This is a genomic window from Nocardioides luteus (assembly GCF_000960475.2).
In the GTDB taxonomy this organism is placed as follows: Bacteria; Actinomycetota; Actinomycetes; order Propionibacteriales; family Nocardioidaceae; genus Nocardioides; species Nocardioides luteus_A.
Genome location: NZ_JZDQ02000001.1, coordinates 57,873 through 79,869 on the forward strand (window position 1 = coordinate 57,873; position 21,997 = coordinate 79,869).

Here is a 21,997-nt window from a genome sequence, read left to right on the forward strand (position 1 = left end):
GCGATGCCCAAGCGCGAAGACATCAAGTCCGTGCTCGTGATCGGCTCCGGCCCGATCGTCATCGGCCAGGCCTGCGAGTTCGACTACTCCGGCACCCAGGCCTGTCGCGTGCTGCGCGAGGAGGGGATCCGGGTCGTCCTGGTCAACTCCAACCCGGCCACGATCATGACCGACCCGGAGTTCGCCGACGCGACCTACGTCGAGCCGATCACCCCGGAGTTCGTCGAGAAGGTCATCGCCAAGGAGCGCCCCGACGCGCTCCTGGCCACCCTCGGCGGCCAGACCGCGCTGAACTGCGCGGTGGCGCTCGACGAGCGCGGGATCCTGGAGAAGTACGACGTCGAGCTGATCGGCGCGTCCATCGAGGCGATCCAGCGCGGTGAGAACCGCGAGGAGTTCAAGAAGATCGTCGCCGAGCTCGGCGGCGAGAGCGCCAAGTCGGTCATCTGCCACAGCATCGACGACCTGATCGCCGGCGCCGAGGTGCTCGGCTACCCGCTGGTCATCCGGCCCAGCTTCACCATGGGCGGTTCTGGCTCCGGCTTCGCCTTCAACGAGGCCGAGTTGCGCCGTCTGGGCGGCGCCGGCCTCGCTGCCAGCCCGACCACCGAGGTGCTCCTGGAGGAGTCGATCCTCGGCTGGAAGGAGTACGAGCTCGAGGTCATGCGGGACCGCAAGGACAACTCGGTCATCGTCTGCTCCATCGAGAACCTCGACCCGATGGGCGTCCACACCGGCGACTCGATCACCGTCGCCCCGGCGATGACGCTGACCGACCGCGAGTACCAGAAGCTCCGCGACCTGGCGATCGGCATCATCCGCGCCGTCGGCGTGGACACCGGCGGCTGCAACATCCAGTACGCCGTCAACCCGGTCGACGGCCGGATCATCGTCATCGAGATGAACCCGCGCGTCTCCCGCTCGAGCGCCCTGGCCTCCAAGGCGACCGGCTACCCGATCGCCAAGATCGCCGCCAAGGTCGCGATCGGCTACACCCTCGACGAGATCGAGAACGACATCACCGCCGGGCCGAACGGTTCCACCGCGGCGAGCTTCGAGCCGGCTCTCGACTATGTCGTGGTCAAGGTCCCGCGCTTCGCCTTCGAGAAGTTCCCGGGCGCCGACACCACCCTGACCACCCACATGAAGAGCGTGGGTGAGGCGATGGCGATCGGCCGCAACTTCACCGAGGCGCTCCAGAAGGCCCTGCGGTCCCTGGAGAAGCCCGAGGCGGTCTTCGACTGGACCCAGGAGGTCGTCGAGCTCGACAAGCCCGCGCTGCTCGAGGAGATCAAGACCCCGACCGACGGCCGGCTCAAGCGCGTCATGGACGCGATCCGTGCCGGTGCGACGCCGGAGGAGATCTTCGAGTCGACCAAGATCGACCCCTGGTTCATCGACCAGCTCTTCCTGATCAACGAGATCGCCCAGGAGATCATCGCGGCGCCGGAGCTGACCGCCGACGTGCTGCGCTACGCCAAGCGCCACGGCTTCTCCGACTTCCAGCTCGGCAAGATGCGCGGCATGACGGCCGACGTCGTCCGCGGCGTACGCCACGCGCTGAACATCCGCCCGGTCTACAAGACGGTCGACACCTGCGCGGCCGAGTTCGCGGCACGTACGCCCTACCACTACTCCTCCTACGACGAGGAGACCGAGGTCGCGCCGCGGGAGAAGGAGGCCGTGATCATCCTGGGCTCCGGTCCCAACCGGATCGGCCAGGGGATCGAGTTCGACTACTCCTGCGTGCACGCCTCCCTCGCGCTGAGCGAGGCCGGCTACGAGACCGTCATGGTCAACTGCAACCCGGAGACCGTGTCGACCGACTACGACACCTCCGACCGGCTCTACTTCGAGCCGCTCACCCTGGAGGACGTGCTCGAGATCGTCCACGCCGAGCAGCAGGCCGGACCGGTCGTCGGCGTGATCTGCCAGCTCGGTGGCCAGACCCCGCTCGGTCTCGCGCAGGCGCTCAAGGACAACGGCGTGCCGATCGTGGGGACCAGCCCCGAGGCGATCCACCTGGCCGAGGAGCGCGGCGCCTTCGGCCGGGTGCTCCACAAGGCCGGCCTGGTCGCGCCGAAGCACGGCATGGCCACCACGTTCAACGAGGCCCGTGAGATCGCCGCCGAGATCGGCTACCCGGTCCTGGTGCGTCCCTCCTACGTCCTCGGTGGCCGTGGCATGCAGATCGTCTACGACGACGAGGCACTGCGCTCCTACATCGAGGCCGCGACCGAGGTCACCCCGGACAAGCCGGTGATGGTCGACAAGTTCGTCGACGACGCGGTCGAGATCGACGTCGACGCCCTCTACGACGGCACCGACCTGTTCCTGGGCGGCGTCATGGAGCACATCGAGGAGGCCGGGATCCACTCCGGCGACTCCTCCTGCGCGCTGCCGCCGATCACCCTCGGTGCCGCCGAGGTCGAGCGGATCCGCACGGCCACCCGGGCGATCGCCGAAGGCGTGGGCGTACGCGGCCTGCTCAACATCCAGTACGCCCTCGGCTCCGACGTGCTCTACGTCATCGAGGCCAACCCGCGTGCCTCCCGCACCGTCCCGTTCGTCTCCAAGGCGACCGCGACCCCGCTGGCCAAGGCCGCCGCGCGGGTGATGCTCGGCGAGTCGATCGCGGAGCTGCGTACGGCCGGGGTGCTGCCGACGACCGGCGACGGGGGAGCGCTGCCGCCCAACCAGCCGATCGCGGTCAAGGAAGCGGTCATGCCGTTCAACCGGTTCCGCACGCCGGAGGGCCAGCAGGTCGACACCGTCCTCGGCCCGGAGATGAAGTCGACCGGCGAGGTCATGGGGCTCGACTCCGACTTCGGCCGCGCCTTCGCCAAGAGCCAGGCCGGCGCCTTCGGCCCGCTGCCGACCTCCGGACGGATCTTCGTCTCCATGGCCAACCGCGACAAGCGCACCATGATCTTCCCGATCAAGGTGCTCGCCGACCACGGCTTCGAGATCTTCGCGACCGAGGGCACCGCCGAGGTGCTGCGCCGCAACGGCGTCGCCACCCGGCAGATGCGCAAGCACTCCGAGGGTGTCGGTCCCGACGGCGAGAAGACCACCGTGCAGCGGATCCTCGGCGGCGAGGTCGACCTGGTCATCAACACGCCCAACGGCACCTCCAACGCCAAGTCGGCCCGGATGGACGGCTACGAGATCCGCACCGCCGCGGTGATGGCTAACATCGCCTGCATCACCACGGTCCAGGGCCTCGGCGCCGCCGTGCAGGGCATCGAGGCGCTGCGGCGCGGTGAGATCGACGTACGCAGCCTGCAGGAGTGGCGCGACGTCGTCGGCCACCACGACGGCGGGGTGTCGGCCAAGTGAGGGCCTATCGCGCCTTGTTCGACAAGGTGCTGACGAAGACGGATCCGGAGCGGGCCCACCAGCAGGCCTTCGCCGCGATCCGGGCCGCCGGCCCGGCGCTGTCGAGGACCCGTACGCCGGGTTCCCCCGTGCACGCGATGGGGCTCACCTTCCCGAACGTGATCGGGCTGGCCGCGGGCTTCGACAAGAACGCGGTCGGCATCGACGCGCTGGGCGGGCTCGGCTTCGGCCACGTCGAGATCGGCACGGTCACCGGTGAGGGCCAGCCGGGCAACCCGGCGCCGCGGCTCTTCCGGCTGCCCGCCGACCGCGCGGTGATCAACCGGATGGGCTTCAACAACGACGGCGCCGAGGCGGTCGCCGCCCGGCTGGCCAGCCGCCTGGAGCGGCGTGGCACGGCCGGCGGCGGGCCGATCCTGGGCATCAACATCGGCAAGACGAAGCTCGTGCCCGAGGACGACCAGGCGGCCGTCGAGGCCGACTACGCCAAGTCGGCGCGCCTGCTGGCGCCCTACGCCGACTACCTGGTCGTCAACGTCTCCTCGCCCAACACGCCGGGGCTGCGCAGCCTGCAGTCGGTCGAGAAGCTGCAGCCGCTGCTGGAGCACGTCCGCTCCATCGCCGACCAGGTCACCAAGCACCGGGTCCCGCTGCTGGTCAAGATCGCTCCCGACCTCGCCGACTCCGACGTGGTCGAGGTCGCCGACCTGGCCACCGCGATCGGTCTGGACGGGATCATCGCGACCAACACCACCATCGGTCGCGAGCACCTCGTCTCCTCGCCCGCCGAGATCAGCGCGGCGGGTGCCGGTGGCCTCTCGGGCGCCCCGCTCAAGTCGCGTGCGCTCGACGTCCTGCGGCTGCTCCGCAGCCGGGTCAGCCCCGAGATGACCCTCGTCGGCGTCGGCGGCATCACCACCGTCGAGGACGCCCGCGAGCGCCTCGCGGCCGGTGCCGACCTGCTCCAGGGCTACACCGGGTTCATCTACGAGGGTCCCCTCTACGCCCGCCGGATCGCGAACGGGGTGGCTCGATGACGTTCGGTGCTCGCTACACCGCCGCCCTCGCCGAGCGGGGGAGGCTCTGTGCCGGAATCGACCCGCACGCCTCGCTGCTCCTCGACTGGGGGCTCGACGACGACCTCGCCGGCCTGGAGAGGTTCGCGCTGACAGCGGTCGAGGGCCTGGCGCCCCACGTCTCGGTCATCAAGCCGCAGAGCGCGTTCTACGAGCGCTTCGGCTCGCGCGGCGTCGCCGTCCTGGAGCGGGTCATCGCCGAGTCGAAGGCCGCCGGTGCGCTGGTGCTGCTCGACATCAAGCGTGGTGACATCGGCTCGACCAGCCAGGCGTACGCCGACGCCTACCTCGATCCCGCCAGCCCGCTCGGCTCCGACGCGGTGACGGTGAGCCCCTACCTGGGGTTCGGGTCGCTGACGCCGTTCGTGGAGACGGCGACGAAGTTCGACGCCGGGCTGTTCGTGCTCGCCCTGACCTCCAACAAGGAGGGCCCCGAGGTGCAGCACGCGACCGTGGAGGACGGCCGCAGCGTCGGCCGGGTCATGCTCGACCACCTCCGCCGGCTCAACGACGGCGAGACGCCGCTGGGCTCCTTCGGTGCGGTCGTCGGTGCGACGATCGACGGCGCGGACGGTGCCGGGGTGGCGTACGACTTCGGGTTCAACGGCCCCATCCTGGCGCCGGGCTTCGGTGAGCAGGGCGGCACCCCGGGCGACCTCGCCCGGATCTTCGGTCCCGCCAACGCCAACGTGGTCGCCAGCACCAGCCGTGGTCTGCTGCGCAAGGGTCCCGACGTGGCCGCGCTGCGCGACGAGGCGCTGCGGCTGCGCGACGAGCTCGGCTGAGGTTGTGGGTTACCCGGTCGACCGGGAAAACCTGGACTGGACGGGCACTGAAACACCCGTCCAGTCCAGGCCTGAGAAATAGGTGCGGGCCGGCCGACCGGGTATCCCACATCGCTGGCACACTGGCCCGATGACCAGTCTCCGGATGGCCGCCCAGCTCCTCGTCCTGCCGGTCCTCGCCACGGGCCTGACCTCGTGCGGTGACCCGATCGACGACTACTGCCAGTCCCTGAAGGGGCACCAGGCGGAGCTGACGAAGACGCTGGGGGAGGGCGACACCGGTGGGCTGATCGCGGCCCTGCCGGTTTTCGAGGATCTCGAGCGCAACGCGCCCGACGACATCGCCAAGGACTGGAAGACGCTCACGACCGCGATCTCGGGGCTCGACACGGCTCTGCAGGACGCCGGTGTCTCGCCCGACGACTTCGAGAACGGAAAGCCGCCCGAGGGGGTCGGCGCCGCCGAGGCGAAGAAGATCGCCGACGCGGCGACGAAGGTGAGCAGCACGAAGACCCAGGAGGCGTCCGTACGCGTCCAGCAGCAGGCCCGGGACGTCTGTCACACGTCGCTGACCCTGTGAGCCTGGAAGCGAACCTGATGGACACCAGATAGGCGACCCCGATTGCCGCCCCGGCAACGTAATGGCTAGATTGGCGCGAGCGCTTACTTTCAGCGCTCAGCCGGGGGGCACGATCCCTGTACCGCGCGACCCGGTTGCCCTGTTGACTACACATTTGATCGTGAAAGGGAGTCTTCGTGGCTCTGCCTCCGGACATCACCCCTGAACAGCGCGCTGCCGCGCTGGCGAAAGCCGCGGCCTCGCGCCAGGAGCGGGCTGCTGTCAAGAACAAGGTCCGCACTGGCGGCATGTCCGTCATCGAGGTCATCGAGGAGGGGAAGAAGAACGAGGTCGTCGGCAAGATGAAGGTCATCGACCTGCTCACCTCCCACCCCGGCCTCGGCGAGGTGCGGGCAACCCAGATGATGGAGCGTCTCGGCATCGCGATGAGCCGCCGTGTGCAGGGCCTCGGCCCCAAGCAGGTGGCCGCGCTGGTCGAGGAGTTCGCTCGCCGATGAGTCTGATGGCGGACGAGAAGACCACGACCGGCGCCGGCGATGGCCACGAGAAGCGACTGGTCGTCCTGGCCGGTCCGACCGCGGTCGGCAAGGGCACCGTCTCCGCGGCGGTCCGCGACGACCACCCCGAGGTCTTCTTGTCCGTCTCGGCGACGACCCGGAAGCCTCGCGAGGGCGAGGTCCACGGGGTGCACTACCTCTTCGTCTCCGACGAGGAGTTCGACGCGATGATCGCCGGTGGCGAGCTGCTGGAGTGGGCCACCGTCCACAACATGGCCCGCTACGGCACCCCGCGTGGTCCCGTGGAGAGGGCGCTGGCCGAGGGCCGCCCGGCGATGCTCGAGATCGACCTCCAGGGCGCCCGGCTCGTGCGCGAGACCATGCCCGAGGCGATCTTCGTGTTCCTGGCCCCGCCGAGCTGGGAAGAGCTCGTACGCCGCCTGGTCGGTCGAGGCACCGAGACCGAGGCCGAGCGCGAGCGACGCCTGGAGACCGCACGGGTCGAGCTGGCGGCGGAGAAGGAGTTCGACGTCACCATCGTCAACCATGAAGTTCATCAGGCAGCCGATGAGTTGGTAACCTTGATGACGCTCGGGCTTCCGAGCAAGAAATCCGACCAAGCCGACAAGTGAGGCTCACGTGGCTGCCCCTCAGATCGACGCCCAGGGCGTGACCAACCCCTCGATCGACGACCTGCTGACGAAGACCGACAGCAAGTACAAGCTGGTTCTCTACAGCGCCCAGCGGGCTCGCCAGATCAACGCCTACTACTCGCAGCTCGGCGAGGGCCTTCTGGAGTACGTCGGCCCCCTCGTCGACACCCACGTCCAGGAGAAGCCCCTCTCGATCGCGCTGCGCGAGATCAACGAGGACCTGCTGACCTGCGAGGACATCGACCCGGCCGAGCTGGCCGCCCAGGCTGCCGCCGCTCAGGCCGCTGCTGCCGACGCGCCTGCTGCCGACGTCTGATCCAGGTCTTCCGCTGTCCACCAACAGCACCACCCCGGCCGCCGCTCTCGACGAGCGGCGGCCGAAAGTGGTCTTAGGGGTCGCCGGCGGCATCGCCGCCTACAAGGCGGCCGAGCTGCTGCGCCGGTTCACCGAGTCCGGCCATGACGTGACCGTGGTCCCCACGGCCGCCGCCCTCGAGTTCGTCGGTGCGCCCACCTGGGCCGCGCTGTCGGGCAAGGAGATCGCCACCGGCGTCTTCGAGAACATCACCGAGGTCCCGCACGTACGCATCGGGCAGCAGGCCGACCTCGTCGTGGTCGCGCCCGCGACCGCCAACACGCTCGCCCGCGCGGCCCACGGCCTCGCGGAAGACCTGCTGAGCAACGTACTGCTCACCGCGCGCTGCCCGGTCGTGTTCGCCCCGGCGATGCACACCGAGATGTGGGAGCACCCGGCCACCCAGGCCAACGTGGCGACCCTGCGCGAGCGCGGCAACATCGTCATCGAGCCCGCCGAGGGCCGGCTGACCGGCAAGGACACCGGCAAGGGCCGGCTGCCCGAGCCGGCCGAGATCTTCGAGCTCGCCCGCGCCGTGCTCGCCCACGGCGGACGCGCCGACCTCGTCGGTCGTCGCGTCGTCGTCTCCGCCGGCGGCACCCGGGAGTACCTGGACCCGGTCCGCTACCTCGGCAACCGCTCCTCGGGTCTCCAGGGCTATGCCATCGCCCGGGCCGCCGCCGCCCGCGGCGCCGAGGTGACCCTGGTCGCGGCCAACGTGACCCTGCCCGACCCGGCCGGCCTGAAGGTCGTACGTGTCGGCACCACCGCCGAGCTGCGCGACGCCGTCGTCTCCGCGGCCGAGGGTGCCGACGCGGTGGTCATGGCCGCGGCTCCCGCGGACTTCCGTCCGACCGGGGTGAGCGAGGCCAAGATCAAGAAGGCCGCCGACGGCTCGGCGCCGACGATCGAGCTGATGCAGAACCCCGACATCCTGGCCGAGATCTCCCACCACCGGACCAAGCCCGGTCAGGTGGTGGTGGGCTTCGCGGCCGAGACCGGCGACGAGACCGGGTCGGTGATCGAGCTCGCCACGGCCAAGCTGAAGCGGAAGGGCTGCGACCTGCTCGTCGTCAACGACGTCAGCGGGGGAGCGGTCTTCGGCAGCGAGGTCAACAAGGCGGTCATCCTGGGTGCCGACGGAGGCCACGTCGACGTGGCCGAAGGGGCGAAATCCGCCCTCGCAGAGGTCATCTGGGACCAGATCTCCTTACGCCTGGATGAACAACCCGCAAACTGACGACACGCCACGCGCCACGATGAGGACCGGGCCTGCGGTCTTGGGGTTCGGGGTCTATGTTTGTCGACCAGAACGATTGACGTTTATCCACCTGATCAACCCACACGAACCTGTGAAACGGAGCTACACGTGACCGGACGTCTCTTCACGTCGGAGTCGGTGACCGAGGGGCACCCGGACAAGATCGCCGACCAGATCAGCGACACCGTGCTCGACTACCTGCTCGAGCACGACCCCAAGAGCCGGGTGGCCGTCGAGACCCTGCTCACCACCGGCCTGGTCGTCGTCGCCGGCGAGGTGACCACCGACGCCTACGCGCCGGTCGCCCAGCTCGTGCGCCAGAAGATCCTCGACATCGGCTACGACTCCTCCCTCAAGGGCTTCGACGGCCACTCCTGCGGTGTCCAGGTCGCCATCGGCGCCCAGAGCCAGGACATCGCCCAGGGCGTCGACACCGCCGAGGAGCACCGCCTGGCCAGCTCGGTCGACGAGCTCGACCTGCAGGGTGCCGGTGACCAGGGCCTGATGTTCGGCTACGCCTGCGACGACACCCCCGAGCTGTTCCCGCTGCCCATCAAGATGGCGCAGACGCTCGCCGAGAAGCTGACCGCCGTCCGCAAGGAGGGCACGCTGGACTACCTGCGTCCCGACGGCAAGACCCAGGTCACCATCGAGTACGACGACGAGAACAAGGCCGTCCGGGTCGACACCGTCGTCCTCTCGACCCAGCACTCCGAGGACACCACCCAGGAGCAGCTGCACGCCGACATCAAGAAGTACGTCATCGAGCCGGTGCTCGAGCAGTTCAAGTCGTCGGTTCCCTTCGACGGCTACAAGCTCCACATCAACCCGACCGGCCGCTTCGTCGTCGGTGGCCCGATGGGTGACGCCGGCCTGACCGGCCGCAAGATCATCGTCGACACCTACGGCGGCATGGCCCGCCACGGCGGCGGCGCCTTCTCGGGCAAGGACCCCTCGAAGGTCGACCGGTCGGCTGCGTACGCCATGCGCTGGGTGGCCAAGAACATCGTCGCCGCGGGCCTGGCCCGTCGCGCCGAGGTCCAGGTCGCCTACGCCATCGGCAAGGCCCAGCCCGTCGGTGTCTTCGTGGAGACCTTCGGCACCCACACCGTGCCCGAGGCCAACATCCAGAAGGCTGTCCTGGAGGTCTTCGACCTCCGCCCGGCCGCGATCGTGCGCGACCTCGACCTGCTCCGCCCGATCTACGCCAAGACCGCTGCCTACGGTCACTTCGGCCGCGAGCTCCCCGAGTTCACCTGGGAGCGCACCGACCGTGCCGACGCGCTCAAGGCTGCTGCCGGCGCCTGAGGTCGGAATACCCGGTTAACCGGGTATTCCTGCACTTCTCGGGCATTGCAACACCCGAGAAGTGCAGGAATTGCCTGAGAAGTCTGGCGCCTGTCCCGTGGGACGGGCGCCAGACTACGTTTTCGCGAGGCCGCTGCCACTTGCCTGTCGGCGGCTGCTGGTAGAAATGACCTCTGTGAGCCGGGGACCGCAGGAGGCAGCCGGGGCAGCCGAGCTGGAGCTGCCCGGGCTGGTTCGCGACCGGGTCAAGGAGGGGCGGGCGAAGGCCGCGGCCACGCGTGCCCGCAAGGCAGCGGAGGCCGAGACCGCCGAGGTCGATCCGGTCGCCAAGGTGCTGGTCGACCTGCCGATGGCCCATCTGGACCGGCCCTTCGACTACGCGGTCCCGGCCTCGATGGCGCAGGAGGCGCGGCCCGGGGTGCGGGTGAAGGTGCGGTTCGGGCCCAAGGACGTCGACGGGTTCGTCGTCGCCCGGGCGGAGGCCTCCGAGCACACCAAGCTGCAGCCGCTCAAGCGGGTCGTCAGCCCCGAGGTGGTGCTGACGCCGCAGGTGGCGGCGTTGAGCGAGTCGGTCGCCCGGCGCTACGCCGGTCCCCGGGCCGACGTGCTCCGGCTCGCGATCCCTCCCCGGCACGCCTCGACCGAGAAGGAGCCCTCGCCGGCCTCCCCGGCCGCCCCGGCGTTCGATCCGGCTGCCGCTGCCGCTGCGTGGGCCGGTCACGAGCCGGCGACCGCGTTCCTGCGCCATCTGGCCTCCGGCGGTGCGCCGCGCGCGGTCTGGCACGCCGCGGCCGGCACCGACCACGCCGACCTGATCGCCCACGCCACCGCCGCGACGCTGGCCTCCGGACGCGGCGCGCTGGTCGTGGTGCCCGACTGGAAGGACCTCGCCCGGCTCGACACCGCGATGACGAAGGTGCTGGGGGAGGGGCAGCATGCCGTGCTGGCCGCCGACGCTGGGCCGGCGCCGCGCTACCGGGAGTTCCTGCGCGTCGCCCGGGGCGCGGTGAAGGTGGCGATCGGAACCCGCGCGGCCGCCTTCGCGCCGGTGCGCGATCTCGGGCTCGTGGTCGTCTGGGACGACGGCGACGACCTGCTCGCCGAGCAGCGCTCGCCCTACCCGCACGCGCGCGACGTACTGCTGCTGCGCGCCGAGCAGGAGCAGGCGGCCGCGCTCATGGGCGGCTTCGCGCGGACCGTGGAGGCCGGGTTCCTGGCCGAGACCGGCTGGGCGCAGGAGATCCGCCCGACCCGGGCGCTGGCCCGCGAGCGGGTGAGCATCGAGATCACCGGCGACACCGACTTCGACCTCGAGAAGGACCCGCTCACCCGCGCCTCCCGGGTGCCCCGTGAGGCCCACGAGATCGTCCGGGCCGCGCTCACCGCCGGCCCCGTCCTGCTGCAGACCCCGCGGCGCGGCTACGCGGCCTCGCTGGCCTGCGACCGGTGCCGTACGCCGGCCAGGTGCTCGGCCTGCCAAGGACCCCTGCAGCTCGGCGGACCGGCCGCGCCACCGACGTGCGGCTGGTGCGGCCACGTCGAGACCGCCTGGGCGTGCACAGCATGCGGAGGCTTCGGGCTGCGTGCGCCGATCATCGGCGAGGCGCGTACGGCCGAGGAGATGGGACGCTCCTTCGCCGGCGTGCGGGTGGTGACCTCGTCGGCGGGGGCGGTCAAGCAGACCGTGCCGGGGAGCCCTGCCATCGTCGTCGCGACGATCGGCGCCGAGCCGGTCGCCGACGGAGGCTACGCCGCGGTGCTGCTGCTCGACACCTGGCTGCTGCTGGGGCGGCCGGATCTGCGTACGGACGAGGAGGCGCTGCGACGCTGGAGCAACGCCTCCGGGCTGGTGCGGCCCGGTGGGCGGGTGCTGGTCGTCGGCGATCCGGCGTTGCCGGTGCTGCAGGCGCTGGTGCGCTGGGACCAGCCGGGTTTCGCCCGGCGGGAGGCGGCCGCGCGGCAGGAGGCCCATCTCCCGCCGGCGTCGCGGTTGGCCACCATCACCGGCACACCCGGGGCACTCGACGACGCGCTCACCCTGCTGGCGCTCCCGCCGGGCGCCGAGGTGCTGGGGCCGGTCCCCGCCGATCCGACCTCCACCGGAGAGCCCCGGCTGCGCGCCGTGGTGCGGGTGCCGCGATCCCTCGGGACACAGCTCACCGAGGCGCTCGGGGAGCTGCAGCGCGTACGGTCGGCGCGCAAGCTCGACCCGGTGCGGGTCCAGGTCGATCCGCCGACGCTCTGAGCCGGCGCCGCGCCGCGTAAAGTGGTCCTGACACGCTCGACCACCTAGGAGAACAGTGGCAGTCCAGCCCATCCGACTCTTCGGCGACCCCGTGCTGCGCAAGCCAGCGATCGAGGTCGTCGACTTCGACAAGGAGCTGCACAAGCTCGTTGCCGACCTGACCGACACCATGCTCGACGCGCCCGGCGCCGGACTGGCCGCTCCCCAGATCGGGGTGAGCCTGCGGGTCTTCACCTGGTACGTCGACGGCCAGGTGGGTCACCTGATCAACCCCGACCTGACCCTGTCGGAGGAGACGCAGGACGGGGGCGAGGGCTGTCTGTCGCTGCCCGACATCACCTTCGACTGCCGCCGTGCGCTGTCGGTGGTCGCGAAGGGCTTCAACATGCACGGTGAACCGGTGACCATCGAGGGCTCCGAGCTGCTGGCCCGGGCGATCCAGCACGAGACCGATCACCTCGACGGCATCCTGTTCATCGACCGGCTCGACGAGGCCGCCCGCAAGGCGGCGATGAAGGAGATCCGGGAGTCGGAGTGGTTCGGCCTGGAGAAGCCGACCGTGAAGATCTCGCCGCACGCGACGAACGGGTTCGGGTTCTGATGCGGGTCGTCTTCGCGGGCACGCCCGAGGTCGCCGTCCCCTCCCTGGACGCGATCGCCGCCTCCCGCCACGAGCTGGTCGGTGTCGTCACCCGTCCGGATGCCGCCCAGGGGCGCAGCAAGCGGCTGGTGCCCTCGCCGGTGGCGCAGCGGGCCGAGGAGCTCGGGGTTCCGGTCCTCAAGCCTGAGCACCCCCGCGAGCCTGAGTTCCAGGCCGCGCTGAAGGAGCTGGAGCCCGACTGCTGCCCGGTGGTCGCCTACGGCGCGATGCTGCCGCAGTCGGCGCTGGACATCCCGCCGCACGGCTGGGTGAACCTCCACTTCTCGCTCCTGCCCGCCTACCGTGGCGCCGCCCCGGTGCAGCGTGCGGTCTGGGCCGGTGAGGAGATCTCCGGTGCCACCACCTTCCGGATCGTGAAGGCGATGGACGCCGGGCCCGTCTTCGGCACCATGACCCAGGCGCTGGCGCCCGACGAGACCTCCGGGTCGCTCTTCGAGAAGCTCACCGCCGGTGGCGCGACGCTGCTGGTCTCCACCCTCGACGGGATCGAGGACGGCTCCCTGGAGGCGCGTGAGCAGCCGGCCGACGGCGTCTCCTACGCCGACAAGATCACCGTCGAGGACGCCCAGGTCGACTGGACCCAGAACGCGGTGGCGATCGACCGGCAGGTCCGCGCCTGCACCCCGGCGCCGGGTGCCTGGACGCTGCTCGACGGCGAGCGGTTCAAGCTCGGCCCGATCACGATGACCGAGGACGAGGCAGCTCCCGGCGAGCTGGTCGTCCGCAAGAACGAGGTGCTCGTCGGCACCGGCACCACCGCCGTGCGCCTGGGCCGGGTGAAGGCCTTCGGCAAGAAGGAGATGTCGGCGGCCGACTGGGCCCGCGGCGTACGTCTGGAGTCCGGTGTCGCCTTCGAATAGGGCGCAGCCGGGTAGGCGTCCGGGCCGCAGGCCTCAGGGACCACGCCGACCGGGCGAGCGGGGCGGCACCAGACCCGCCGATCCGGCTCGGCTGGCGGCGTTCGAGGTGCTCAAGGCGGTGCGGGTCGATGAGGCGTACGCCAACCTGGTGCTGCCCCACGTCCTCGGCCGCCTCGGGCTGGAGGGCCGCGACGCGGCCTTCGCCACCGAGCTGGCTTCGGGGACGCTGCGGCAGCAGGGCACCTACGACGCGGTGCTGGCCGCCTGCATCGACCGGCCGCTGGCCAAGGTCGAGGCGAAGGTGCTCGACGTGCTGCGCCTGGGTGCCCACCAGGTGCTGTCCATGCGGGTGCCCGACCATGCCGCGATCTCGACCAGCGTCGATCTGACCCGGTCGAAGGTCGGGCAGGGGCCGGCGGGCTTCGTCAACGCCGTGCTGCGCAAGGTCACCCGCAAGCCTCTCGAGGAGTGGGTCGCCGAGGTGGCGCCCGCCCGCGAGAAGGATCACGACGGCTGGGCCACGGTCGCCTTCAGCCACCCGCGCTGGGTGGTCGAGCGGCTCGCCGAGGCGGTCGGACGCGACCAGGTCGACGCGCTGCTCGAGGCCGACAACGTACCGCCGTCGGTCACGCTGGTCGCCCGCCCCGGGCGGGCCACGGTCGCCGAGCTCGGCGGCACGCCGACGCCGTACTCGCCCTTCGGGGTCACGATGGACTCCGGCTCACCGGCCGGGATCGCCGCCGTCGCCGAGGGCCGCGCGGGAGTGCAGGACGAGGGGTCGCAGCTCGTGGCCATCGCCCTTGCCGAGGCAGCCCTCGACCAGCCCCAGGACCGGCCGGAGACCTGGCTGGACCTGTGCGCCGGACCGGGCGGCAAGTCGGCCCTGCTGGCCGCCCTCGCCGCCCAGCAGGGGGCGCTGCTGGTCGCCAACGAACGTCAGCCGCACCGCGCCGGACTCGTCCTCGCCAACCTGACCGACCGGTCGGCCGGATCGCAGGTCGAGGGTGTTGCCGGGGTCGTGGCGGGCGATGGGACCAGGCCACCGTTCAAGGACGCGACCTTCGACCGGATCCTCGTGGATGCTCCCTGCACCGGACTGGGAGCGCTGCGCCGCCGTCCGGAGGCGCGGTGGCGGCGGGCGAAAGCCGACCTCGACGTACTCGTCGGCCTCCAGCGCTCCCTCCTCGACCGGGCCATCGACCTGACCCGGCCGGGAGGAGTGGTGCTCTACGCCACCTGCTCGCCGGTGCTCGCCGAGACCAAGGGCGTGGTGGAAGGTGTGCTCGAGGGCCGGTCCGACGTCACCCTCGAGCCCATCTTAGGAACGGTCGGCGAGGTGCCCGACAGCGCCGGGCCGCTCGACGGCACCGTTCAGCTGTGGCCCCACCGCCACGGCACGGATGCGATGTTCCTGGCGCTGCTGCGCCGCGTCCCGGAGGGGATCAGCTGATCCAGGTCAGCGATTTGGCGAGTGCCTCGAGCTCGGCGTCGGTGGTGCCCTCCCCGCTCTGGACACTGATGAAGATGTCGCCGTGGACCGGGGTGATGTAGGAACCCGTGCCGGGGCCGGCCTTGTCCGGGCTCGTGCTCCAGTCCGGGTAGTCCTCCGCCGGGCGGATCGCCAAACCGGCGACGCCACCGTCCTCAGCGGTGCAGGAGGCCTTGTTGTCGATCAGGAACCACTCGCAAGTCCAGCCCTCCGGCTGTTCGACGGGAGCCGTCTCGGCGAGCCCCTGCTGCAGGCCATCGGTGGCGAGCGTGACCCCGGGGTAGTCGTCAAGCAGCGTGCCGTTGCTCCACACCTGCTCGACCGCGCCGACCTGCCCGGTCAGGACGATGGTGAGGCCGGTCCCGGCGCCCGAGCGAGCGCTGGCCGCCCGGATCGTGATGTCCATCGTCTTCGCCTCGTCGTTGGTGACCACCTGGCCGGTGACGCCGTCGCCGAGATCGAGGCTCTGCCCGGCGGCCAGCGTGGCCGCCGACGGAGAGGCCGACGCGCTCGGAGCAGACGCGGCGCCCAGAGGGGCGTCATCGACCGCAGTCGTCCCCAGGAGCTGGGAGAGCCCGACCCCGCCCGCTGCGAAGGTGCCGACGGCCGCCGCGACCCCGACGGTCACGGCCACCCGCCGGCGCCGCCGGATACGTGATCCCGCGCTGATGGCGCCTGCCGAGAGCCGGGCGTAGTCCGGGTGCTGGTCGGCGACACGGTCGTGCAGTGCCGTACGGAAGCTGGTCTCTGAGTCGTTCATCGGATGGTCCTCTCCGGGAAGATGTCCGCCACCAGCGGGCGCAGCCGTTCCAGGGCACGCTTCGAGCGGGTGCGGACCGCCGTCTCGGTCAGTCCGAGGTCGGCAGCTGTCTGGGACACGGATCGGTCCTCCCAATAGCGTGCGACGAGCACGGCCCGGTCGGTCGGCGACAGCCGCTGCAGGGCGGCAAGCAGGTCGATCCGGGCACTGGGGTCGGCATCGCTGCCCGGATCGTCCGGCAGCGTCGAGGTCGGCGTCTCGGCGTTGCGCCGGAGCCGTCGGTGGGAGATGAATCCGTTGAGGAGCACACGTCGCGCGTAGGCCGCCGGGCTGTCCGCCCTGCTGACCCGGCGCCAGGACGCGAAGACCCGGGCGTACGTCGTCTGGGTCAGGTCCTCGGCCAGATGATGGTCACCGGTCAGCAGCAGTGCGGTGCGGTAGAGCGCGCCGCCCGTCGCATGGACGAAGTCGGCGAACTCCTCGGCGGAGGTCCTCGCGGTCGATGTGCTCACATCCCTTCGACGCCTCGGCCTGAGGTCCACGTGACACTCCTTGTGGGATCCGGATGAGCGAGTTTCGGTTCACCGCATCATCGCAGCGCCTACGCTGGCGAGCATGGCCAAGGCATCGCCGTCGGTGGAGATCGAGGTGGACAACCGCGTCGTCAGGATCTCCAACCCCGATCGGGTCTACTTCCCGGAGACCGGTGCGACCAAGCTGGACGTGGCGCAGTACTACCTCGCCGTCGGCCCGGGGATCGTCAACGCGCTCTGGGAGCGCCCGTGCATGCTGCACCGGTTCCCCAAGGGCCTGGCGGGGCCGAAGGTGCATCAGAAGCGGCTGCCGCAGGGAGCTCCCGACTGGATCGAGACCGTACGTCTCTACTTCCCGCGCTGGGGACGGACCGCGGACGAGCTCTGCGTGACCGAGCTCGGCGCGGTGATCTGGGCGGTCCAGATGTCGACGGTCGAGTTCCACCCCTGGAACAGCCGCCGCGAGGACACCGAGAAGCCCGACGAGTGGCGCATCGACCTCGATCCGGGCCCGGACTGCCCGTTCTCGACCGTGCAGACCGTCGCCGGCGTCGTCCGGGAGATCCTCGACGAGCTCGGTGCCGTCGGCTACCCGAAGACGAGCGGTGGCTCCGGGATGCACGTCTACGTGCGGATCCCGGCGGAGCACGGATTCGCCGACGTACGCCGCGCCGCGCACGCCTTCGCCCGCGAGGTCGAGCGGCGGGCACCGAAGCTGGTCACCACCGCGTGGTGGCGCAAGGACCGCGACCCGGCGCAGCTGTTCGTGGACTTCAACCAGAACACCCGGGACCACACCATCGCGTGTGCCTACTCGATCCGCGGCGTCGCGGACGGGCGGGTCTCCACCCCGATCACCTGGGAGGAGACCAAGGATGTCGACCCGCGCGACTTCACGATGCGTACGGTGCCGGCACGGTTCGCGGAGATCGGCGACCTGCACGCCGACATCGACGACCATCCGTTCTCGATCGAGCCGCTGCTCGAGTGGGCCGCCCGTGACGAGCGCGACGGGGCGGAGACGCCTCCCGACGAGGAGTGACGGTCACCAGACCTTGAGCCGCTCCCCGAGGGTGCGGGCGAGCTCCTTGGAGTAGGTCGCGGTGAGGTGGTGGCTGTCGCGGTGGGTGATCGTGTCGCCGACGACGGTGGTGCAGATGCCGACGGAGTCGCAGAACATGTCGTCGAGGTCGACGGTCTCGACCCGCGCCGCCTTGGCCGCCTGCATCTGCAGGTCGGCGCCGTCCTGCTGGCTCTCGAGCGGCTTGTAGGTGCAGGGCGAGAGCGTCTTGTTGCTGCTCAGGCAGGTGGCCGGGTCGAACTCGAGCGCGGGTACGTCGCGCAGCCACACTGTGCGCTTGGCGACGGGCTTCACCTGGGCCAGCAGCCGCTGATAGCCGCGGTAGACGGCCCGGCGTACGACCTCGCGGTCGGTGTGGCGGCCCGAGGAGTCGTGGTAGGCGGCGCCGATCGGCCGTGAGGAGATCAGCAGCAGGTCGGGGCGGAGCTTCTTGACCGAGGAGAGCATGAAGTCGTGGAAGTCGTCGCACGAGGTCATCGGGTCGGTGCTGTCGATCTTGTCGGGCGTGACCAGGGAGACCGTGCACTGCGGCATCGCCAGCACGTAGGCGCGGTAGCCGGACCGCTCGGCGATCTCCTCGAGTGCCGGCGTCCAGTGGCGGGCGTGGGAGTCGCCGATGATCACGATCGTCTTATCGGCGTCGGCGTCACCGCGCGGGCACAGCGTGCGGACGTTGGTCGAGTAGTAGTTGCACTCGCCGACCTCCTCCACGTCGTCGGAGAGGTTGGTCAGGCCCGGCTTCAGGTTGGTCGGGATCGCCTGGTTCTTGCGCGCGGCCAGCACCGAGGCCTTCACCAGCGCCGGGAGCGGGTCGGGCTCCTGCACCTCGGCGGACGGCGAGGCGCTCGGCGCGGGCCGTTCGGGCTGCTTGGACTTCTCGGGCGTCCCGGAGGCATCGGACTCGGCCAGAGTGATGGCCGGCTGGTAGCCGTCGCGGGCCGAGCCGGTGGCGTAGGCGTTGGCTCCGAAGCAGGTCACCGCGACCAGGGTGAGGCTCAGCGGGTAGAGCGCCACCGGGCCGAGCGTGGCCGCTCGACCGAACGCAGGACGGTGCCACAGGGCGCCGCGCCGGAACGGCTCCTCGACGTAGTGGTAGGAGAGACCGGCCAGGACGAACGCCAGCGCCACCAGGAGGGCCTGCTCCCACCAGTGCAGCTCGCGGCCGAGCTGCAGCTCGGCCAGGACCAGCACGGGGAAGTGCCACAGGTAGAGCGAGTAGGACCAGTTGCCGATCACCTGCAGCGGCGGCACCGACAGCAGCCGGCCGACCACCGTCGGGCCGTGCCACAGGGTGCCGGCGACGATGATGAAGACGCTGCCGAGCACCGGCACGAGCGCCGGGGTGCCCGGGAACGGGGTCGCGTCGTTGAACTGCAGGCAGGCGCAGACGATGAAGAACATCCCGAACGCCGAGAGCACCTGCGCGCGCCAACGCGCAGTCGCGTCCTGGGGCCCGTCGTCACGGAACGCGATCGCCGCGATCGCACCCAGGCCGAGCTCCCAGGCGCGGGTGAACGGCGAGAAGTACGCCGCTTCCGGGCTGGTCCGGGTCAGCACCGCCGAGACCAGCAGGGAGGCCACGATGCCGACGCCGAGCGCGACGACCAGCACTCGTCGGCGCCCGCGATGGTCGGGCTCGGCGTTCGCGCTGCGCCGCCGCATCGCCCACAGGCACCCCAGGATCACCAGCGGCCAGACCAGGTAGAACTGCTCCTCCACCGCGAGCGACCAGAAGTGCTGCAGCGGCGAGGGCGGCAGAGCAGCCGAGAAGTAGTCGGTCTCCAGCGCCGCGAACCGGAAGTTGGCGGCGAACGCCGCCGACCACAGCGCGTCGACGGCGATGACGCGGGTGCGTACGAAGCCGAGGAAGAGCGATGCGTAGACCACCGTCGCGAGCAGCACCAGCGTCGCCGCGGGCAGGATCCGGCGGGCCCGGCGCGCGTAGAAGCCGAGCAGGCTCACCCGGCCCTCGGTGCGTACTTGCCGCATCAGCTGCTGGGTGATCAGGAAGCCCGAGATCGCGAAGAAGACGTCGACGCCGACGAATCCACCGGTCAACGAGCCGAACCCGACGTGCAGAGCGACGACCGCGAGCACCGCGATCGCGCGAAGCCCCTGGATGTCGAGACGTTGCCGAGACGAGGTCGCGCTCCCGGTGGTCGAGCTCACGGGCGCCGCACCTCCCTCAGCCAAGCGCATCCGTCACATTCGTCGCGACGATAACTCTCGTAACCTGCCGATCCTGGTAGACGCGCCTAGGGTCCTAGTCGAGATCGAGGTCGTCGCCCGCCGTGACGGGGCCCGGAGTGGGCGGGAGCGGGGGAGGAGTGCCCCCGAAGGCGGGGCACAGCGGCTTGTGGGCGCACCAGCCGCACAGCTTCCCCGGGTTCGGCAGCCACTCGCCGGTCTCCTGGGCGGTGCGGATGGCCCGCCAGATCGCCTCGGCCTTGCGCTCGGTCGCCAGCAGGTCGGCCTCGTCGGGTACGTAGCGCAGGATGTCGCCCGAGCCGAGGTAGATCAGCTGCAGCATCGCCGGCACGACGCCCCGGGTGCGCCAGATGACCAGGGCGTAGAACCTGAGCTGGAAGAGGGCCTTCGCCTCGTAGGCCTCGCTCGGGATCCTCGAGGTCTTGTAGTCGACCACGCGGATCCGGCCGTCGGCGGCGACGTCGACCCGGTCGATGAACCCTCGCAGCAGCAGCTTGGAGTCCAGCAGAGCCTCGACGTAGTGCTCGCGCTCGGCGGGCTCCAGACGCCGCGGGTCCTCCAGGTCGAAGTAGCGCCGCAGCACCTGCCGGCACGACTCCAGCCAGGCGACCTCCGCCTCGTCGGCCGCCGAGGTGAACAGCGTCGCCAGGGCCGGGTCGAGGCTGCGTACGTCCTCCCACGCCTGCTCCACCATCGACCTCGCCTGCCGGGGCGTGCGCTCGGGTGCGGGCAGGTCGAAGAGGTCCTCGAGCACCTTGTGGACCACGGTCCCGCGCGCGGCCGCCTCCGAGGGCGGCTCCGGGAGCTGGTCGATGGTGCGGAAGCGGTAGAGCAGCGGGCACGCGGTGAAGTCGCTCGCGCGGCTCGGCGAGAGCGATCCGAGCACGTTGACGCCGTCGACCGGTGTCGACCGCGCTTCCGCTGGTGAGGTGCTCATGCCGCCGGCTCCGTCGAGGAGGGGCGAGGATACGGAACCGGCGGCCTGAGGCCCATTGCCGCTCGCTGGCGCTCGCTCATGCCGCCGACACTATGCGCAAGCACCGACAGTCGGGTCGAACCGGCCAGGCAACCGTCTTTACAGTACGCTCGGGATGTGGCTGACCCTGACCCACGCCCCGGCGGCGACAAGCCGGTCGAAGAGGCGCCCAGCTCCCGAGTCCCGGGCACGATCAAGGTCGGCTCCATCGCGGGCAGCGACGTCCTGGTGACGCCGTCCTGGTTCCTCATCGCGGCGCTGATCGCCTGGCTGATGGCCCCCCAGATCGAAGCCGTGGAGCCGGGTCTGGGCTGGTTGACCTACGTCGCCGGCTTCGCGTTCGCGATCGTCCTCTACGGTGCCGTGCTGCTCCACGAGGCGGCGCACGCGATCGTCGCCAAGCGACTGGGCTACCCCGTCGGGGTGATCATGCTGCACTTCCTCGGCGGCGCGACCGCCGTCGAGAAGGAGGCGAGGCGCCCGCGTGACGAGTTCTGGATCGCAGTGGTGGGACCGCTGGTCTCGCTGGCCGTCGCGGCGGCCGGCTTCGGCGTCTCCTTCCTCACCCCCGACGGCCTGATCGGGCTGATCGTCGCCGGCCTCTGGGTCACCAACCTCTTCGTCGGCGTGCTCAACCTCGTCCCCGGCCTCCCGCTCGACGGCGGCCGGGTGCTCAAGGCGGGCGTGTGGGGCGTGAGCGGCAACATCAACCGCGGCAGCATCGTCGCCGGCTGGGCCGGCCGGGTGGTTGCGATCATCGTGCTGCTGTGGCCCTTCATCCAGGGCCAGATCATCGGCGTCCAGCCCGATCTCACCCGCTACGTCGTCGCCGTCATCATCGGGATCTTCCTCTGGAGCGGTGCCTCCGCGGCGATCAACTCCGCGAAGGTACGCCTCCGCCTCCCGCTCCTCGTCGCCCGCGACCTCGCCCGCCGCACCCTGGCGGTGCCCGCCGACCTCCCCCTCGCCGAGGCCGTACGCCGCGCCCAGGAGGCCGAGGCCGGCAGCATCGTCACCGTGACCAGCGGCGGCGAGCCGATCGGCCTCGTCCACGAGGGCGCGCTGCTGGCGACTCCGGAGGACCGCCGCCCGTGGATGGCCACCTCGACGGTCACCCGCCGGCTCGAGGACGGCCTCACCCTGCCGGCCGACATCGACGGCGAGGCGCTGATCCAGGCCATCTCGAAGACCCCGGCCCCCGAATACCTCCTGGTCGAGCCCGACGGCTCGATCTACGGGGTCCTGGTCACCTCCGACGTCGACGCCGCCTTCCGCGCGGGAGCCTGAGCCAGGCGGAGCCGCGGTTTGCCGGGTTGACCGGGAGAACGGG

At 70.8% G+C, this 21,997-nt stretch carries 19 protein-coding genes; 15 read left to right on the forward strand and 4 right to left on the reverse strand.

Features of this window, described 5'->3' with window-relative positions; translation table 11 throughout:
- Positions 1 to 3: 3 nt before the first annotated feature.
- From carB to UG56_RS00360, 13 genes are all read left to right on the forward strand, one after another.
- Positions 4 to 3,339, forward strand: coding sequence for a carbamoyl-phosphate synthase large subunit (carB, locus tag UG56_RS00300; protein WP_045549733.1), 3,336 nt, complete (start codon positions 4 to 6; stop codon positions 3,337 to 3,339).
- A 26-nt stretch (positions 3,340 to 3,365) separates the two neighbouring features.
- Positions 3,366 to 4,376, forward strand: coding sequence for a quinone-dependent dihydroorotate dehydrogenase (locus UG56_RS00305; protein ID WP_256206359.1), 1,011 nt, complete (start codon positions 3,366 to 3,368; stop codon positions 4,374 to 4,376).
- Complete coding sequence (gene pyrF, locus UG56_RS00310; protein WP_045549735.1) at positions 4,373 to 5,200, forward strand: orotidine-5'-phosphate decarboxylase; 828 nt, start codon at positions 4,373 to 4,375, stop codon at positions 5,198 to 5,200. The genes UG56_RS00305 and pyrF overlap by 4 nt, the downstream gene beginning before the upstream one ends.
- A 130-nt stretch (positions 5,201 to 5,330) precedes the next feature.
- A complete protein-coding gene (locus tag UG56_RS00315) occupies positions 5,331 to 5,780 on the forward strand; it encodes a hypothetical protein (protein ID WP_143054846.1) in 450 nt (149 codons plus the stop codon).
- A gap of 176 nt (positions 5,781 to 5,956) precedes the next feature.
- Positions 5,957 to 6,277: an integration host factor, actinobacterial type gene (gene mihF, locus UG56_RS27740; protein WP_008356752.1), complete on the forward strand. Its 321-nt coding sequence runs from the start codon at positions 5,957 to 5,959 to the stop codon at positions 6,275 to 6,277.
- Complete coding sequence (gene gmk / locus UG56_RS00325; RefSeq protein ID WP_045549737.1) at positions 6,274 to 6,909, forward strand: guanylate kinase; 636 nt, start codon at positions 6,274 to 6,276, stop codon at positions 6,907 to 6,909. The genes mihF and gmk overlap by 4 nt, the downstream gene beginning before the upstream one ends.
- Before the next feature lie 7 nt (positions 6,910 to 6,916).
- Complete coding sequence (gene rpoZ / locus UG56_RS00330) at positions 6,917 to 7,246, forward strand: DNA-directed RNA polymerase subunit omega (RefSeq protein ID WP_045549738.1); 330 nt, start codon at positions 6,917 to 6,919, stop codon at positions 7,244 to 7,246.
- A 67-nt stretch (positions 7,247 to 7,313) separates the two neighbouring features.
- Positions 7,314 to 8,525, forward strand: coding sequence for a bifunctional phosphopantothenoylcysteine decarboxylase/phosphopantothenate--cysteine ligase CoaBC (coaBC, locus tag UG56_RS00335; protein WP_177191389.1), 1,212 nt, complete (start codon positions 7,314 to 7,316; stop codon positions 8,523 to 8,525).
- Between the two features lie 129 nt (positions 8,526 to 8,654).
- The gene (gene metK / locus UG56_RS00340) at positions 8,655 to 9,854 is read left to right on the forward strand and encodes a methionine adenosyltransferase (RefSeq protein WP_045549740.1); all 1,200 of its coding nucleotides are present in this window, start codon (positions 8,655 to 8,657) and stop codon (positions 9,852 to 9,854) included.
- 175 nt (positions 9,855 to 10,029) lie between these two features.
- Positions 10,030 to 12,099: a primosomal protein N' gene (locus UG56_RS00345; RefSeq protein ID WP_256206362.1), complete on the forward strand. Its 2,070-nt coding sequence runs from the start codon at positions 10,030 to 10,032 to the stop codon at positions 12,097 to 12,099.
- Between the two features lie 55 nt (positions 12,100 to 12,154).
- Positions 12,155 to 12,700 (forward strand): peptide deformylase, encoded by a 546-nt coding sequence (gene def, locus UG56_RS00350; RefSeq protein ID WP_045551231.1) that lies wholly within the window; start codon positions 12,155 to 12,157, stop codon positions 12,698 to 12,700.
- A complete protein-coding gene (gene fmt / locus UG56_RS00355) occupies positions 12,700 to 13,620 on the forward strand; it encodes a methionyl-tRNA formyltransferase (protein ID WP_045551230.1) in 921 nt (306 codons plus the stop codon). The genes def and fmt overlap by 1 nt, the downstream gene beginning before the upstream one ends.
- Positions 13,604 to 15,070, forward strand: a complete 1,467-nt coding sequence (locus UG56_RS00360) for an RsmB/NOP family class I SAM-dependent RNA methyltransferase (RefSeq protein ID WP_045551229.1) — start codon at positions 13,604 to 13,606, stop codon at positions 15,068 to 15,070. The genes fmt and UG56_RS00360 overlap by 17 nt, the downstream gene beginning before the upstream one ends.
- Here the strand turns inward: UG56_RS00360 and UG56_RS00365 are convergent.
- Complete coding sequence (locus UG56_RS00365; protein ID WP_045551228.1) at positions 15,063 to 15,869, reverse strand: hypothetical protein; 807 nt, start codon at positions 15,867 to 15,869, stop codon at positions 15,063 to 15,065. The two genes, UG56_RS00360 and UG56_RS00365, sit on opposite strands and share 8 nt — an antisense overlap.
- Positions 15,866 to 16,381: a SigE family RNA polymerase sigma factor gene (locus UG56_RS00370; protein ID WP_045551227.1), complete on the reverse strand. Its 516-nt coding sequence runs from the start codon at positions 16,379 to 16,381 to the stop codon at positions 15,866 to 15,868. The genes UG56_RS00365 and UG56_RS00370 overlap by 4 nt, the downstream gene beginning before the upstream one ends.
- A gap of 103 nt (positions 16,382 to 16,484) precedes the next feature.
- On the opposite strand from UG56_RS00370, the gene ligD reads away from it, so the two are divergent.
- Positions 16,485 to 17,444: a non-homologous end-joining DNA ligase gene (gene ligD, locus UG56_RS00375; protein ID WP_045551226.1), complete on the forward strand. Its 960-nt coding sequence runs from the start codon at positions 16,485 to 16,487 to the stop codon at positions 17,442 to 17,444.
- Positions 17,445 to 17,447: 3 nt separating this feature from the next.
- On the opposite strand, the gene UG56_RS00380 is transcribed toward ligD, so the two are convergent.
- Both UG56_RS00380 and UG56_RS00385 read right to left on the reverse strand, forming a co-directional pair.
- A complete protein-coding gene (locus UG56_RS00380; protein WP_045551225.1) occupies positions 17,448 to 19,652 on the reverse strand; it encodes an acyltransferase family protein in 2,205 nt (734 codons plus the stop codon).
- Between the two features lie 94 nt (positions 19,653 to 19,746).
- Positions 19,747 to 20,628, reverse strand: a complete 882-nt coding sequence (locus UG56_RS00385; protein WP_045551224.1) for a RecB family exonuclease — start codon at positions 20,626 to 20,628, stop codon at positions 19,747 to 19,749.
- Positions 20,629 to 20,784: 156 nt separating this feature from the next.
- On the opposite strand from UG56_RS00385, the gene UG56_RS00390 reads away from it, so the two are divergent.
- A complete protein-coding gene (locus tag UG56_RS00390) occupies positions 20,785 to 21,954 on the forward strand; it encodes a site-2 protease family protein (RefSeq protein ID WP_071326803.1) in 1,170 nt (389 codons plus the stop codon).
- The last annotated feature ends 43 nt before the right edge of the window (positions 21,955 to 21,997 follow it).